Below are 14,843 nucleotides of genomic sequence, written 5' to 3'. Positions count from 1 at the left end.
CACCGCGCCCAGAGAATCCGCCAGCAGGACTTTTTTCGCCATGCCGAAGGAGATGGCGTACAGGCCCGCCGCCCGGTCATCCCAGTCGGGGCGGAGAAATTTTTCACTCTGAAGCTGTGGAAAAAAAACACCCGAGCGCAGAATGGGTCCGGAAGACACCGTGGGGAAAAATAGAGAGAATAACGCAAACTCGTTCCCCCGCAATTGCGCAGAGTCCGAAAGGGAAAATTGTCCGGTGCCGATCTCCTTTAAAAACCATAGCTGCTGAAAGGTGAAAAAGCTCAATCCCAGCGGTGCCCAGCCCAAAGAGACGGTTCCGCCTGTGAAAAATCCAAGATACTTAAAGCCCAGCAACACCGTGATGTGCCACCCCGCCGCCATATACAGTGTCCACTTTCGCGGCGTTTCTCCCGCAGAGAGAAAACTCCGCGCCACGGCAAAGGTCACAAGGCTTCCCAATACCAGCATGGCAAGACCAAGCATGGCGTGAACGCCCAGTCCCCAAAGGTAAAATATCACGGAAAAAAGCGTTAACAACGCGATTCCGGCCGGTCTGCTTTTTTTTGCCGCCAGAGGACAGAAACCTGCCGTCAGCGCCAGAAGCAGCAGAAAAGACAGCGATTGAAACCCCATTTCTTCACTCTTTCACAAGGGCGGCGGTCCTTGCGTCGGCGCTGTGAAGTACCTGCGTGATGCACTGGCCGCTGCCGGGATAGCTTTTGCTCAGCGTTTCGCCGGTGGTGTCGGGAAAGTCTGCCCGCTGAGCCCGCAAAGTCTCCAGCGAGCGGGCGTACCGCGTCTCCGCAAGTTTCATTCCGGCAGTGGGCAAGCCCATAGACACCAGTTCCGCCGGGGCGGAAAACATGGACTCGTTGCCACCCCCTGCCCGGTGGAGGCGGCGGAAGAGAATGTAGACGGCGCTCCCCAGCATCTGCGCCGCTTCATTCACGGCGTCTTTGTCGTTCAGCTTGCCCAAAAGGTCAAACAAAACGCTCACTGCGCCGCTGATCAGCTTGGATTGCAGTGTGGCCAGCACGCTGCCCCGCAAAATATTTCCCTGATCCGCCATGTTGATAAGATCATCCTCTGTCAGCGCGCCTCCTTCTCGTGTGAGGGTCCGGCCCAGCAAAAAGTCCGCCGACACATGATAGTATTCGCAGGCCCGCACCACAAATGCAAGGCCAGGTTCCCGTGCTCCGTTTTCATAGTGGCTCAAAAGGGCCTGAGAAATGCCCAGCTCTCCCGCAGCCAAACGCTGAGAAACGCCTCGTTCCTGCCGTAAAAGGGACAGGGTCCTTGAAAACTCTGTGTTCATGATGTCTCTCTCCTTCGTGCTGATCCGCTGTCGAATCATCTGCTCTCTAAAATGGAACTGAATTTGTATCCGCGCCACGCCCAAACCCAGCAGGGGTCCCGTATTCGCGGAGGAAGATGTAAGGCAGTCTCCCGTACCCCACGCCTTAGTTTTGTCAAGCTATGGACGTAAAATTACACGCTGTATAGTTTAACAGATACTATACAGCGTGTAAAGAAAATTCGTCTCTTAAAAAAGACAGGCCTGCTCCGGCAGCTCACACCGCCCGACGGAACGAAGCTGCTGCGTGTTTTCCTCCGTCAACTGCTCCGTAATGGCCGTGCGCCGCAGAATGTTCTTCACCGTCTCCTCCAGCGCCGTGCCGGGGGAGTAGTCCGCCGGGAAAATAAAGTCCACCCGACCCTTGGCCAGTAAGTCCTCCACTCCCGCCCGGTTGGACGCCTGATACACGGCAATGGCCTGTCCGCCATAGGCCCGCATCATTTTCATGCAGGGCACATCGGAAAGGCCGTCTCCCACATAGATCATATTTGTAAAAGGGACGCGCTTTCCGTCATCGGGCATGGAGGCGTTCAGATCCCGGTCGTTAGACACGTCCAGAACGCCCTTGTTGATCCGATAGACGAACTGAGTTTTGGCTGTAAAATTCACCGCAAGCTTCGGCCAGACCGGGTGACCCTGCTCGTCGTAGTAAAATTCGCTGGCGTAAATCTCTTTGAACGCCCCGCTGATGGAGCTACCCTCAATAATTTCCCGCAGGCCCGAGGAGATGACATAGTGCTCTACCTGCACGCCCTGCTCCTTGCCGAAGGCATTCACCCGGGAAAACCAGTCTTCCACCCCAGGGAACAGCACAATGCTGCGGCCCTTTTCCACCAGCTCCGCCCGGGTAAAGGGCAGGTTTTTCTGCTCTGCCTCCCGCAGCATGGTGTACATATAGGCAAGAATCCCATCCATACGGTTTTCCCGGCCAAAGCGGTTGGCCTGCTCCCAGAATTCCGCCGGTGCCATACCAAGGCTTGGAATAAAGGCGTAGTCCTGCATGTCGGTGGTGCATAGGGTTTTGTCATAATCATAGAGAAACGCCGCAATGGGCTTGGTTTTCCGCTGCATAAGAGGCCTTCCTTTCCCGGACGAAACCCACAAAAAGGCAAAACCGTCCAAAACCGGCGGCTTTCAAAAGCCCCCTTGGTCTGAACGGCTTGGTGCGCTTCACCCGTACCCGTGGCTGAAAAATTCCCGCCGAAAGCGTCGCCCGGTGGGACCCATCGCCGGGGAAGCGGAGAAGGGCAAAGGTCCCTCGTCTCCGCTTCCGATGGCTTATTCGGATCGGCTGTAATTCCGCCCGAATTTCAACTCGTCCAGCTCAATTTTTCTAGTTGGTACTTCTGATATAGGGACAAAGGGATTTCCCTCGGGATAGGGGAATTCGCCGCCCGTTTCCTCTTCTGTCGGGGCAGACTGTTCCGCACGGTCTAACGTGCGTTCTGACACAGGCTGGGCCGTTTCCTCGGGCTGCGTCAGTTCGGATTGGGAAGGCATCCCCTGAACAGGCACAGTTTCCTCGGTAAAAGTCTCCACCAGAGCTTCTGTCGGGACGGCGTCCTCCTGCTGGAAAGAGCCCATAATGTTGGCCTCAATTTCTCCGGCGGGAATTTCCGGAGCCGACGGGGCCGGCGCGTTTACTTCCGCCTGCGGGAGCTGCTCTAAAAACTGAATCTGCTGGCGGCATAGATTGCGTACCCGTTCTGAGAAGGATGCCAGTTCCCGCTGGCCGAGACGAAGGCGCTCCTTCATCTCCTCCGCCTCCACACGCAAAGCCCCGATTTTCTCCTGCGCTTGAATTTCTCCGTCCCGCAGCATTTGGTCGCGCTTTGCTTCCGCCTCCCGGACGATGGAATCGGCCATCTTCTGGGCGGTGAGCAGGGTGGCGCGCATGGAGTCCTCCGTGGCGCGGTAATCCTCCACCTTTTCAACCAATACCTTCATTTTTGCCTTCAATGCCGCGTTTTCCTTATACAGCGCGGTGTAATCGTCGGTCACTTCGTCCAGAAATTCGTCCACCATGGCCATGTTATAGCCGCCCATCACGGCCTTTGCAAACGCATGGCCGGAAACCTCCTGCGGTGTCAGCAATGCAATAACCCCCTCCGCGTCCGCGGGGACGCCGGTTTCATAGATTTTTCTCCCGGACCCACCGGGTGGATGGCCTTAGAAATAAAGGCCGTTGTTTTCCAGCTCGTCGATCAGATCTCCCTGAATGTCCACATGATAAGGCGTAATGATATATGTATTGGCTGCTACCTTTTTGATCTTACCTTCCCCGGCGTAGGCAACGCCGGACAAGAAGTCGATCAGCCGCCGGGCCACGTCCTTATTGGTGGACTCCAGATTCAGAACCACAGTGCGCTTGTCCTTCAGGTGGTCCGCAATTTCCGAAGCGTTTTCAAACCGCTCTGGCTTCACCAGCACCACCTTCAACTGCGTCGTGGCATGAATGTTGACCACCTTGTTGTGGCGATCTTCCCCCCGGGAAGACTTGCGCTCGTCAAACAAGCTTTCCCTGCGCGATGGTCCGTCAAATTCTTCAAAGTCCTCGTCCTCATCTTCATAAGGGTGGGTCCACTTTTTCAGTTCATCCAAAAGGCTCATACTGTTCCCTCCTGATTTGCGGCGGGGTACGCCCGGTGGCCAAAGATGGCCGTTCCTACGCGGATCATAGTGGCTCCGGCGCGGATGGCGTCGAGATAGTCCCCGCTCATCCCCATCGACAATATATCGAGTGTATTATCATATAGTTTTTGATTTATGTCAACATAAAGCCTGTCTACTTTTTCAAAATTTGCAAGATTCTCCCCGGGCTTTGTTTCGATGGGGGGGACTGTCATCAGACCCCGAAGCCGGACATGGGCAAGCTCCTTCACCTTTTGGGCGGCGGCGAAACTATCCGCGGGGTCATAGCCGCTTTTGGCCTCCTCGCCGCCCACGTTCACCTCCAGAAGAATGTCCTGCACAATTCCCAGCTTTTCCGCCTGCTTTTCAATCTCCTCCAACAGCGCGTCGGAGCCTACGGACTGAATCAGCGCCACCTTTCCCACCACCTGACGCACCTTGTTGCGCTGCAAGTGGCCGATAAAGTGGAGAGGCGCGCCGTCATAGGCGTTTTCCGCCAGCTTGGACACAAGCTCCTGTACCCGGTTTTCTCCCAGCGCGTCGATCCCAGCGGCAATGGCCTCCCGGCAGGCTGCGGCGTCATTCATTTTGCTGGCCCCAACCAGCGTAATCTCTGCCGGATCCCGCCCCACGGCTTTGGCAGCGGCCGCAATTTCGGCGCGTATGCGCGCAACGTTTTCTCCAATGGACATAAAAGCCTTCCTTTCTCTAGCCAGCGTAGTTCACCACAGTGCCATGCTCCAGCCCTTCGGCAGAAAGAATCACCTCGTCGCCTGGGCGCAGGGCGGTTTTGTCAACCCCGTCTGCGCGGACCACGGCGTAATCGTCGTCCCCGGACCATAGAACCGTCACCGGCTTAAAGCAGGATTCCACGCCCACGATGCAGTAAACCCCGGCAGTGCCGTTTTTGTCCACCCGGATGGCCTGCTGAGGAATCCGGATGCCCGAATAGGAAGAGAGAATCACGTCAGCGGACTGACGGCGCAGGAGTGTGAGCTGCGCCAGATAAGAGCGCCCACGAAATACCACGGCTACCCGCCCGTTTTCCGCCTGACTGACGGACTGGACGGTGACGCTCAAATCCCGGTCGACGCCTTTGGCAAACCGCAGTGTCTGCGTGGCGCCGGGAACGAGGGTTTTTGCGTCGGCGGCGGAAAAAGCAGCCGCGAAGTACCAGGTGTCTCCCATCACCAGCTTTCCTAAGTCGCCGCTAGTTCCTGAGGATTGAAGGCTGCCAAGGGCGGAGGGGGTCAGTGTGTCCAACGCAGCGGGCGTCAAAACGGTTTCATAGCCGTCCACCACAGCGGAGTATAGTCCCGCTTTGGGGGCCTTTACCGTCCGGGTGGAGCCGGCGGACTGTGCCTTCAGCGCAGTGAGCTGGCTTTTCAGCTCCGCTGTTTGAGTCTTTAGCTCTTCCGCGTCCGTATAGGTGTAATCCCGGCGCAGGACCAGCGCCTCCAGCTCGGACACGCTGCCTGTGGCCGTGTCCAGCCGGTCGGCGGCCACGGCCCGGCGCATGGTTACAAGTGTTTCTGCGATCTGGCTGTCCAGTTGAAGCGCCGCTTCGCTGGCGGAGGCCGCCTCAGACGCGTAGTTTAGCTGGTCGAGACGGGTTTGAAGCTTGTCAATCTCCGTCTGGCGTTCTAAGGAGGCTTGGTCAGAATATATCTGCGCCACCTTTCCGCCTGCGGCCACCCGCTCGCCCTCCCATCGGGTCAGCCGCAGCAACCCGCCGCCGGAATCGGGCAGCACCAGCTCGTCCCGCACCAGAAAGCCAGTGACGGAGATGGTGTCTTCCACCTGATAGGAATAGGCCACGGCGGTAATCAACGGGTCGGCATACGCCTCATAGACCTTGATTCCAAAGTAGGTCAAAACCGCCAAGAAAATCAAGACCGTCAAAGTTTTGGTGCCCAGTGACCCGCCCTTTTTCCCGGCCGCTTCCGCTTCCGGGCCTCTGACGGATTCGATTTTCGGGGCGTTGCGTTTTTTCATAGGTACCTTCTTTGTCTCTTGGGCGGGATGTGTCGGTGTTTCTCCGCCCAGTTATTCCTCGTTCAAGTCCACCGTTCGCACGGGGGCGATGGTGGAAATGGCGTGCTTGTAAATCACTTGCTGCTTGCCCTCGGAGTCCAGAACCACGACAAAAGAGTCGAATCCTGTGATAATTCCCCGCATCTGAAAGCCGTTCATTAAAAACATCGTGACGGGGACTCGATCCCGGCGGGCCTTGGTGAGAAAAATGTCCTGCAAATTTGATTTGTTCTGCATATGTATCCGCTCCTTTTCTTTTTTTCAAGCGGACTGAGCGTTCTCTGTCCGCCTTGGACCTAGAATAAGCCCTCCTCGGAGAGAATTTCAGTCGAAATCTGCATGGCGCGGACAAAATCTCGGTTTTTTTCCCATTCAATCCAATGGACGGATGGGTCACGGCGCAGCCATGTAAGCTGGCGCTTGGCGTATTGCCGGGAACGGAGCTTTACCTCTTCCACGGCCTCACCCTCAGTTTTTTCGCCTGCCAGAACCCCGGCAAACTCTTTATAGCCAATGGCTTGCATGGCGGTGGCGCTGCGGGGGAGGCCCCGGCGCAAAAGCGCGCGCACCTCGTCTAAAAGCCCCGCTTCCACCATGGCGTCCACCCGGCGGTCAATCAGGGCCTTCATATCGGCCCGGTCGGCAAACCGCAGCCCGATTTTCACCGCGTCGAATCTGGGGGGAAGCGCCCGCTCGGCGGCGTTGTGAGCGGAGATGGTCTGCCCTGTTTCGTGGAAGACCTCCAATGCGCGGAGAATGCGCTTTTCGTCGGCGGGGTGAAGTCTTTCGGCGGAAATGGGGTCCACACGGCGCAACTCTTCCAAAAGGGGGGCAATGCCGTCCTGCTTCAGCCGGGTTTCCAGCGCCGAACGGACCGCGCTGCCTGCCATGCCGGGGGCAAAGTCGTGGCCTCGCAGCAGCGCATCCAGCCACAGCCCGGTGCCGCCGACCAAAACAGGGCGCTTGCCCCGGGCCAAAATGTCTTCCACCATCGGTGTGGCGGCGGAGACATACCGGGCGGCGGACCAGCTCTCTTCCGGGTCTGCCACGGCCAGCATGTGATGGGGCACTCCCTCCGTCTCCTCCGGCTTGGGGGCGGCGGTGCCAATGGTCATGCCCCGATAAATCTGCATAGAGTCGCAGGAGATAACCTCTCCGTTGTATTTTTGGGCCAGCAGGATACCCAGTTTTGTTTTTCCGCAGGCAGTGGGGCCCACCACACAGATGAGCTTTTCCCCCATATCAATCTTCCCGGCCCAGCGGAGTGACAAAGGGCGTTCCGTTGGCACTCAAAAGAGGCGTTAGCCCAGCGGCGGACCCGCTGAAGTGGAAGAAATAGTTTACGCCCGTCTCCCGGTCCACCCAGATTTCACTGCCGTTGAGCGTTCCCTCTCGCTCTATTTTTACAAAACGATTCGCCATACAATTGCTCCTTTCTGCCTATGCCCGTTTAAACATTTTCTCAAGCTCGTATTTGGTCATCCGTGCTTTCACAGGCCGCCCGTGAGGGCAGTATTGAATCTCACCGGATTGCACCTTGTCCACCAGCGCCCGCAACTCACGTTCATCGCTGTCCCAGCCCGCCTTGATGGCGGACTTACAGGCGATGGTGTGCAGCAGATTCTGCCGCTTCTCCGTGGGACTGCGCCCAGCACGCAGATTTTCCGCCAGCTCCTCCAGCGTGGCGGGAATGTCCGCTGCGTCCAGATCTGCCGGGACCTCCCGCACAAGAATCGACCCGTCTCCAAAGTCCTCGCAGGTAAAGCCCAGAGATTCCAGCAGCGAAAGATTTTCCAGCAGCAGCGCACAGTCCTCCCGGGACAGCTCCGCCGCAACGGGGCGCATGAGAGTTTGGCGCATAGGGGGCTGCTGTGATGCCATCAGGCGGTCAAAATTAACCCGTTCGTGGGCGGCGTGCTTGTCAATCAGCCACACGTTCTGGTGTTCGTCCTCGCAGACAATATAGGTTTTTAAAACTTCGCCCGCAATGCGCCAGGGAGCCTCCAGCCCGCCCTGGGTCATCCGCTCTCCCGGCAGGGTCAAAGTCTCCTGCTCCATGGGAATGGCGGGGACAAAGGGTTTTTTCTCCGATTCCTGTGGCTCTGCGGGCGCGGAATCGGCGGACTGATAAGCGAGTTGTGTTTCCTTGGAGGGGGGCACGGGCTGTTCGGTTTCACGCTCCTTCGTTCGTGTCGGCGGACTCCAAGTCTCGCCCGACGGTTCCTCCGTTGCGGCAAAGCCGCCGGAAACAGGAACGATAAGATCAACCGGACGGGAAGGCGTGTATGCAAACGCTTCGCGGGCGCTGTCAGCCACGCGGATGGAGGCGGACCGCTCCGTGTTCCATCCGGCAAAAACGGATGGCTTTTTCTCCGGGCTTTGCGCCTGGTCGGCGGGCCGCCACTGGGTTTCGGTGTTGCGGCCTCCGGAAAGGGCGCTGTGACGAAAGGCTTTTGCGTCCATGGTCTGGTAAAAATCCCCCCGGGGATTTATCGTTGCCTCCGGTGTGGGCGGCGTCGCCTGCGGCAGTCCGTCCGCCGCCAGACTGTCCAGCACGGTGTGATACACCGCGTCGAACACCTCCCGGTCCCTTGAAAATTTCACGGTGGTTTTGGCAGGGTGGACGTTCACGTCCACTTCTGTCACCGGGAGGTCAATCCGCAGCACACATCCAGGAAATTTCCCCTTCATCAACTGATTGCGATATCCTTCCTCCAGCGCGGCGGTGAGAAGCTGGGACTTAATAAACCGTCCGTTAACAAAAAACGTCTGCATAGAGCGGGAGCCCCGGCCCAAAAGCGGTTTTGTCACAAAACCGGAGACGGATACTTCGCCGCCTCGGCCCTCCACGGGGGTAAGCGTGCGGGCAAATTCCCGGCCAAGGGCGGCGTAAATGGCAGAGTCCGCCTTTCCGTCGCCGGGGGTGTGGAGGGCCTCGGTCCCGTCCTTAATGAAGCGGAAGGAAATCTCGGGATGACTCAGGGCCAGATGTTGCATCAGGCCGTTCACCGCTGCGGTTTCCGCACTGTCTTTTTTCATGAATTTCAGCCGAGCCGGAGTGTTGAAGAACAAATCCCGGACGGCGATGGTGGTCCCTTCCGGAACCCCCGCGTCCTGTACCGATTCGGCCTTGCCACCCTCCAAACGGAGGGATGCACCGGTTTCACCCCGGCGGCAGGAGAAAATCTCCACCCGGCTCACCGAAGCGATGGCCGCCAGCGCCTCGCCTCGAAAACCAAGCGTGCCCACGCCTGCTAAATCCTCCGCGGCGCGGAGCTTACTGGTGGCGTGGCGCAAAAACGCAGTGGGAAGCTCTTCCCGGGTGATTCCGCAGCCGTCATCCGTCACGCGGATCAGGCGCATCCCGCCGTTTTGCAGCTCCACCGTCACGGCGGAGGCACCCGCGTCCACGGCATTTTCCACCAGTTCCTTCACCACGCTGGCGGGCCGCTCCACCACCTCGCCGGCGGCAATCAGGTCCGCCACATGGGGGTCCAGTTGTTGAATGTGGGGAATTGTCATAGCAAAGCCTTTCTAATTCGTCCGCTTAAAGCCGCGAGACCAGCACGCTCAGCGCGTTGGCCAGCCCATGCAGCGCTACGGAAGTCCACAGGGTTCCCGAATGGTCATAGGCCCAGGCAAGCACCGCACCGGGCACAAGATATTGAAGCATCAGCCAGAAATAGGCCGCGTCCTGATTTCCCCAGGCATATTGCCACACGTGTAGAAATGCAAACAACACGCTGCTGACAAGATAGGCCACCGTGCGGCTGCGGTTGCGCAGGCCGCCAAAAACAAGCCCTCGGAAGAGAAATTCCTCCACAAATGGGGCCAGAAACAGCACGATGAGCAACGTGCTCAAGGGGGCGGTGTCGATCCGGGCCGAAATGCTGACGTCGTTCAGATTGGTCTGGTTGTTTATCAGCGCGTGGGTCAGGCGATAGACCAGCTCGTTCAGGCCGTACAGCACCACAAGACCTATGCCGAGAGTTTTCGCGGCCAGAGACGCGTTGTCCACCAGCATCCGGGTGGAACGGCCCAAAAGGCCGTGGAAAATCATCGCTGTGACGGCAAACAGCACGTAATAATAGATGGCGCTTTGCATTCCGGAGCTGATATTGATGTCCAAAAGCAGCTCTGCAAACCGAAACAGCGGGTCTGTTGCAAAGGGGAGAACCAGCAGATAGATCACAAAGAAAATCGTACCGCCCGTTACTTCCCCGGAAGAGAGATTTGCGTTGGTGCGCTGTCTTGCCATGTAGTTCTCCTTTTCGTGTCTTTTGCGCGTCGTCAGGACAGCTTGCGCTTCAGTTCGTACAAAAGGCCCATGGCCTCAATGGGGGTCAGTGTATCCGGCTGGCAGCGGCGCAGCGTGTCCAAAACCTCGCCCTCGCCCACCGCGTCCAAAGACACTTGAGGAGCCTCCTGCCGGGGCTTTATGTACTGCACGCCGTTTTCTGCCTCCAGTTCTTCCAAAACGGTTCTTGCCCGGGTTACCACCTTGTCGGGCAGCCCCGCCAGTTTGGCAACCTCAATACCGTAGCTTCGGTCCGCCCCGCCGGGGACGATTTTGCGCAGGAAGATAATATCCTCGCCCCGGGCTTTCACGGCAATGTTGTAGTTCACAGCGCCGGGAAGCGTGTCCTCCAATTCCGTCAGCTCGTGATAGTGGGTGGCAAACAAAGTTTTGGCCCCAAGTTTTTTGGGGTCCGCGCAGTGCTCCACCACTGCCCGGGCGATGGACATGCCGTCAAAGGTGGAGGTACCCCGGCCGATTTCGTCCAGAATCAGCAGACTTTTTTGAGTGGCGTGGCGGAGAATGTCCGCCACCTCCGTCATCTCCACCATAAAGGTGGACTGGCCCGCCGCCAGATCGTCGCTGGCGCCGATGCGGGTGAAAATCCGGTCCACCACGCCGATGCGGGCGGCGGCGGCGGGGACAAAGGAACCGACTTGCGCCAGCAGCACAATTAAGGCCACCTGACGCATATAGGTGGATTTACCCGCCATGTTGGGGCCGGTGATGATGGCCACCCGCTGCTCATGCTCGCCCATAAACGTGTCGTTGGGGACAAACAGACTGTCTTTCAGCACCTGTTCGACCACGGGATGCCGCCCTCCCGTAACTTCAATCACGCCCGACTCGTCTACGTGGGGACGGCAATAGCCGTTTCGCGCGGCGACGCTTGCAAAAGAGCCCAGCGCGTCCAGCTCCGCGGCGGCCGCCGCGGTCTGTTGAATGCGGGCGGCCTCAACCACGATTTTTTCCCGCAGCGTGGTAAAAAGCTGGTATTCCAGCGCTGTCACCCGCTCTGAGGCGGTGAGAATCTCCCGCTCCAAATCCTTTAGCTCCTGTGTGACATATCGCTCTCCGTTTGTGGTGGTCTGTTTGCGGATATAGCTGTCGGGAACCTTGTCAATCATGGACTTGCTGACCTCGAGGTAATAACCGAATACCTTGTTGAAGCCGACCTTCAGCGTCCGAATGCCGGTTTTTTCTTTCTCCCGGGCCTCAATGTCCGCAAGCAATCCCTTGCCCCCGTTCATCACGCTGCGAAGCCGGTCTACCTCCGCGTCAAATCCGTCCCGGATGAAGCCCCCTTCCCGGACGGAAAAGGGTGGCTCGTCGCAGATGGCGGCGGCAATGAGAGCCCCCACATCCGCAAGCGGGTCCAAAAGGTCCGAAAGTTCACGCAGGCGCCGATCGGAAAACGCGGAAAGGTGGCCCGCAATGTCGGGCAGCTTTTCAATGGCGCAGCGCAGGGCGGTAAGGTCCCGCCCGCCGGCGGTGCCGTAGGTGATGCGGCCGATCAGTCGCTCCAAATCCCCCAGCCCGCTCATAGCGGCAATCAGCTCCTCGCGGCCGATGGTGTTGTCCACCAGCGCGGCCACGGCCGAAAGACGGCTGTTGATGGCGGTGACGGAGAGCAAGGGCCGCTCCAGCCAGCCCCGTAGACACCGTCCCCCCATGGAGGTTTTCGTCTTGTCCAGCACCCACAAAAGGCTGCCACGCCGCTCTTTGCCCCGCATCGTCTCCGTCAGCTCCAGATTTCTGCGAGAGCTTAAATCCAGCTCCATAAACCGACCTTGCTCGTAATAATCCAGCCGATTGATGTGGCTCAGGTCCGTTTTTTGCGTTTCATAGAGATACTTTAAAAGGCCGCCCAGCGCCATGCTCGCCGCGGGATTGTCTGTGGGCAGGCTCTGCCAACCATTCTCGCCAAATTGGGTGCGGATGTTTTTCTCTGCTTCTCCGGGGAGAAAGCGGCCCTCTCCGCCGTTTTCCACCCGGCAGTTAAATTTCCCCCGCAAAGCCTCCGTCAAATACTCCTCGGCAAAGGCCCCATCGTTTACCACCGCCTCAGCGGGGGAGAAGCGGCCCAGCTCGTTGACAATGTGCTCTGCCCGGTCCTTCCCTGAAAAAGACGTGACATGAGTTTCCCCGGTGGACATGTCGCAAAAGGCCGCGCCGGCGTGTTTGGAGTCGAGGTAAATTCCGCAGAGGAAATTGCCCGATTTCTCGTCCAGACACGCCGCGTCAATCACCGTTCCCGGCGTGACCACCCGGATAATGCCCCGCTCCACCAAGCCCTTGGCTGTGGAGGGGTCCTCCATCTGCTCGCAGATGGCCACCTTGTAGCCCTTGGCAATCAGCCGGGCGATGTACGCGTCGCTGGAGTGATAGGGGATTCCGCACATGGGGACCCGTTCCTCGGGGGCCTTGTTGGGGTCCTTATCCCGGCTGGTAAGAGTCAGGTTCAGCTCCTTTGACGCGGTGCGCGCGTCGCTGTCGAACATCTCGTAAAAGTCCCCCAGACGGAAGAACACAATTGAATCCGGGTTTTGCTCTTTGATTTTCAAATACTGCTTCATCATGGGGGTCAATTCCGCCATGGATGGGTCACCTCATTCTCTTTCTAAGCTATAATCCATTAGTCCCGTTAACGCGGGACAAGGCCTGTAAAATTTTTCGTTCTATCAGATTACCACAGTTCCGCCGCCGGTCATATAGTGAAGCCGATTGCCCATCTGCTCTTTCAAAATGGCAAACGCTTCCTGCCCGGTGCAGTGGCCTGTGTAATAAACCGTACTCTTCCGGGCCAAAAGTTCCCGGCCCACGGATTTTACCAGTTCCTGCGGCTCAGTCTCGTTGGTGCCGGGATTGTGCAAATGGAATCCGGCAAATACTGCGTCCGGCGAACGGCCCAAAAGCTCCTCCGCCCGGCGCAGGATGTTCACAACGCCCCGGTGGGAGCAGCCCGCAAGCAAAACGGCCTTGCCGTCCTCGCAAATTAGAAGGTTCTGCTCGTGCCGGAACGCATCCATGGCGTATTCCTCGCCTTGCTTCTCTTTTAGTTTATCGTTGGCGTGGGAACGGTAATCGGTGGTTTTAACGTCGGAGAAAAGCCGAAGCGTATCGTCAATCTCCAGTTCGTCCCCCGTGAACGTCAGCCGGTTCTCATAAATCTTGACCTCTTCGGGAACGCCGATGAATATTGGCGCTTTTCCAGAATCCATGGCGTAATAGTCGCCCATGGCCGCGCGACTGAGATAGACTTGCGCGGTTTTGTTGATGGAAAGAAACGCGGCAAGGCCCCCGGAATGGTCGTCGTGGGCGTGGGAGAGCACAGCGGTGTCCACCAGGGTTAAATCTACCCCCAGCGCGCGGGCATTGTCCACAATGGCGGGACCGGGACCCATGTCGAAAAGAATTTTATGGGTGCTCATCTCTACATACTGGCTCAGTCCGTGGGCGTGCACCACATCAGCGCGGCAGGAGGTGTTTTCCAGCAAGGTTGTAATCTTCATGAGATTGGCTCCTTTCAAAACTCACGGCAAGAAGCCGTGGACGACATTCAAACCGTGACCGTCTCTCCATAAAGTGCCCAAGTGTTGCTGTCGGTGATTTTGACATCCGTAAAGGTCCCGATGAGGGCCTTGTCTCCCTTGATCCGCACCAGACGGTTTCCTTCTGTCCGAGAGGAGAGGGGGAACGTGTCATCGCCGCTTTCCCCGTCCACCAAAACCCGCTCGATTTTCCCCACGTAAGCGGCGTGGGCGGCGGCGGACTTGGCGTTTTGCACCTCCAGCAACCGGTCAAACCACTTCTGCTTTTCGCTGCGGGGCACCGGGTCGGGCAGCTCGGCTGCCTTCGTGCCGGGGCGGGGACTGTAAATAAAGGTAAACAGGGCGTCAAAGCCCACGTCCTCCACCAGAGACACGGTTTCCATGGCCTCCGCCTCCGTCTCGCCAGGAAAGCCGATAATCACGTCGCTGGTAAGCACTAGATTGGGCATTTTCGCCTTGGCATAGTTGATTTCCTCCAGATATTGCTCCCGGGTATATCGCCGGTTCATTTCTTTCAGAACCCGGTTGTTGCCGGACTGGAAGGGAAGGTGAAGCTGCTTTGCAACGTGGGGGCACCGGGCCATAACGTCAAACAATTTGTGCGTCGCGTCCTTGGGATGGCTGGACATGAAGCGGATGAGATAGTCCCCGGGAATCTGGTCGATGTCGCAGAGCAGGTCTGCAAAGTCATATCCGTTGCCAAGGTCGTTTCCGTAGGAATTTACGTTTTGACCAAGAAGGGTAATTTCCTTGTACCCGGCCTCCACTAACTCACGTACTTCGGCCAAAACCGCGTCCCGGCTGCGGCTGCGCTCCCGGCCCCGGACGTAGGGCACGATGCAGTACGAACAGAAATTGTTGCACCCGTACATAATGGAAACCCAGGCCTTTGCCCCCTCCTGACGGAGGGTGGGAAGCCCCTCGGCAATGCTGCCGACTTCATCCTCCACGGCGAACACCCGCCCGTGAGACT

At 58.0% G+C, this 14,843-nt stretch carries 14 protein-coding genes and 1 pseudogene; all 15 read right to left on the bottom strand.

All coding sequences use genetic code 11. From position 1 onward, the window contains the following. Nucleotides 1-633 (bottom strand): annotated as a pseudogene (locus RT018_RS09000) (MBOAT family protein); the annotation flags it as partial. A gap of 4 nt (nt 634-637) precedes the next feature. Next, entirely contained in the window at nt 638-1,315 is a 678-nt protein-coding gene (locus tag RT018_RS08995) for a helix-turn-helix transcriptional regulator (protein WP_312941185.1), read from the bottom strand. 228 nt (nt 1,316-1,543) lie between these two features. Next, nucleotides 1,544-2,428: an HAD family hydrolase gene (locus RT018_RS08990; protein WP_312941184.1), complete on the bottom strand. Its 885-nt coding sequence runs from the start codon at nt 2,426-2,428 to the stop codon at nt 1,544-1,546. A 207-nt stretch (nt 2,429-2,635) separates the two neighbouring features. Continuing rightward, nucleotides 2,636-3,451 carry a DivIVA domain-containing protein gene (locus RT018_RS08985; RefSeq protein ID WP_312941182.1) on the bottom strand — a complete coding sequence of 272 codons (816 nt, stop codon included), beginning with the start codon at nt 3,449-3,451 and terminating at the stop codon, nt 2,636-2,638. A 75-nt stretch (nt 3,452-3,526) separates the two neighbouring features. Continuing rightward, entirely contained in the window at nt 3,527-3,967 is a 441-nt protein-coding gene (locus tag RT018_RS08980; protein WP_312941180.1) for a cell division protein SepF, read from the bottom strand. Beyond that, nucleotides 3,964-4,680: a YggS family pyridoxal phosphate-dependent enzyme gene (locus RT018_RS08975; protein ID WP_312941179.1), complete on the bottom strand. Its 717-nt coding sequence runs from the start codon at nt 4,678-4,680 to the stop codon at nt 3,964-3,966. Before RT018_RS08975 ends, RT018_RS08980 begins: the two co-directional genes overlap by 4 nt. Before the next feature lie 16 nt (nt 4,681-4,696). Next, nucleotides 4,697-5,983 carry an HlyD family efflux transporter periplasmic adaptor subunit gene (locus tag RT018_RS08970; RefSeq protein ID WP_312941177.1) on the bottom strand — a complete coding sequence of 429 codons (1,287 nt, stop codon included), beginning with the start codon at nt 5,981-5,983 and terminating at the stop codon, nt 4,697-4,699. A gap of 51 nt (nt 5,984-6,034) precedes the next feature. After that, a complete protein-coding gene (gene hfq / locus RT018_RS08965) occupies nt 6,035-6,259 on the bottom strand; it encodes an RNA chaperone Hfq (RefSeq protein WP_312941176.1) in 225 nt (74 codons plus the stop codon). A gap of 59 nt (nt 6,260-6,318) precedes the next feature. Then, nucleotides 6,319-7,263: a tRNA (adenosine(37)-N6)-dimethylallyltransferase MiaA gene (gene miaA, locus RT018_RS08960; RefSeq protein ID WP_312941175.1), complete on the bottom strand. Its 945-nt coding sequence runs from the start codon at nt 7,261-7,263 to the stop codon at nt 6,319-6,321. 1 nt (nt 7,264) lies between these two features. Next, entirely contained in the window at nt 7,265-7,444 is a 180-nt protein-coding gene (locus RT018_RS08955) for a DUF6440 family protein (RefSeq protein ID WP_312941173.1), read from the bottom strand. An 18-nt stretch (nt 7,445-7,462) separates the two neighbouring features. Next, the gene (gene mutL, locus RT018_RS08950) at nt 7,463-9,544 is read right to left on the bottom strand and encodes a DNA mismatch repair endonuclease MutL (protein ID WP_312941171.1); all 2,082 of its coding nucleotides are present in this window, start codon (nt 9,542-9,544) and stop codon (nt 7,463-7,465) included. A gap of 25 nt (nt 9,545-9,569) precedes the next feature. Further along, a complete protein-coding gene (locus tag RT018_RS08945) occupies nt 9,570-10,280 on the bottom strand; it encodes a type II CAAX endopeptidase family protein (protein ID WP_312941170.1) in 711 nt (236 codons plus the stop codon). A 32-nt stretch (nt 10,281-10,312) separates the two neighbouring features. Beyond that, nucleotides 10,313-12,916: a DNA mismatch repair protein MutS gene (gene mutS, locus RT018_RS08940; protein WP_312941168.1), complete on the bottom strand. Its 2,604-nt coding sequence runs from the start codon at nt 12,914-12,916 to the stop codon at nt 10,313-10,315. Between the two features lie 84 nt (nt 12,917-13,000). Further along, complete coding sequence (locus tag RT018_RS08935) at nt 13,001-13,831, bottom strand: MBL fold metallo-hydrolase (RefSeq protein WP_312941166.1); 831 nt, start codon at nt 13,829-13,831, stop codon at nt 13,001-13,003. Between the two features lie 47 nt (nt 13,832-13,878). Further along, nucleotides 13,879-14,843, bottom strand: a 965-nt coding sequence (gene miaB, locus RT018_RS08930; RefSeq protein WP_312941164.1) for a tRNA (N6-isopentenyl adenosine(37)-C2)-methylthiotransferase MiaB, incomplete at its 5' end; no start/stop codon positions are given.

Origin of the sequence: Oscillibacter sp. (assembly GCF_032060045.1) — a bacterium.
Taxonomy (GTDB): Bacteria; Bacillota; Clostridia; order Oscillospirales; family Oscillospiraceae; genus Oscillibacter.
This window is presented reverse-complemented; position numbering and strand designations above follow the sequence as displayed.

What these genes read in the sequence shown, in the direction of transcription:
- miaA (WP_312941175.1), bottom strand. Translation starts at nt 7,263, where the DNA reads ATGGGGGAAAAGCTCATCTGTGTGGTGGGCCCCACTGCCTGCGGAAAA.
- RT018_RS08945 (WP_312941170.1), bottom strand. Translation starts at nt 10,280, where the DNA reads ATGGCAAGACAGCGCACCAACGCAAATCTCTCTTCCGGGGAAGTAACG.
- hfq (WP_312941176.1), bottom strand. Translation starts at nt 6,259, where the DNA reads ATGCAGAACAAATCAAATTTGCAGGACATTTTTCTCACCAAGGCCCGC.
- RT018_RS08975 (WP_312941179.1), bottom strand. Translation starts at nt 4,680, where the DNA reads ATGTCCATTGGAGAAAACGTTGCGCGCATACGCGCCGAAATTGCGGCC.
- mutS (WP_312941168.1), bottom strand. Translation starts at nt 12,916, where the DNA reads ATGGCGGAATTGACCCCCATGATGAAGCAGTATTTGAAAATCAAAGAG.
- RT018_RS08995 (WP_312941185.1), bottom strand. Translation starts at nt 1,315, where the DNA reads ATGAACACAGAGTTTTCAAGGACCCTGTCCCTTTTACGGCAGGAACGA.
- RT018_RS08970 (WP_312941177.1), bottom strand. Translation starts at nt 5,983, where the DNA reads ATGAAAAAACGCAACGCCCCGAAAATCGAATCCGTCAGAGGCCCGGAA.
- RT018_RS08955 (WP_312941173.1), bottom strand. Translation starts at nt 7,444, where the DNA reads ATGGCGAATCGTTTTGTAAAAATAGAGCGAGAGGGAACGCTCAACGGC.
- RT018_RS08980 (WP_312941180.1), bottom strand. Translation starts at nt 3,967, where the DNA reads ATGAGCCTTTTGGATGAACTGAAAAAGTGGACCCACCCTTATGAAGAT.
- mutL (WP_312941171.1), bottom strand. Translation starts at nt 9,544, where the DNA reads ATGACAATTCCCCACATTCAACAACTGGACCCCCATGTGGCGGACCTG.
- RT018_RS08990 (WP_312941184.1), bottom strand. Translation starts at nt 2,428, where the DNA reads ATGCAGCGGAAAACCAAGCCCATTGCGGCGTTTCTCTATGATTATGAC.
- RT018_RS08935 (WP_312941166.1), bottom strand. Translation starts at nt 13,831, where the DNA reads ATGAAGATTACAACCTTGCTGGAAAACACCTCCTGCCGCGCTGATGTG.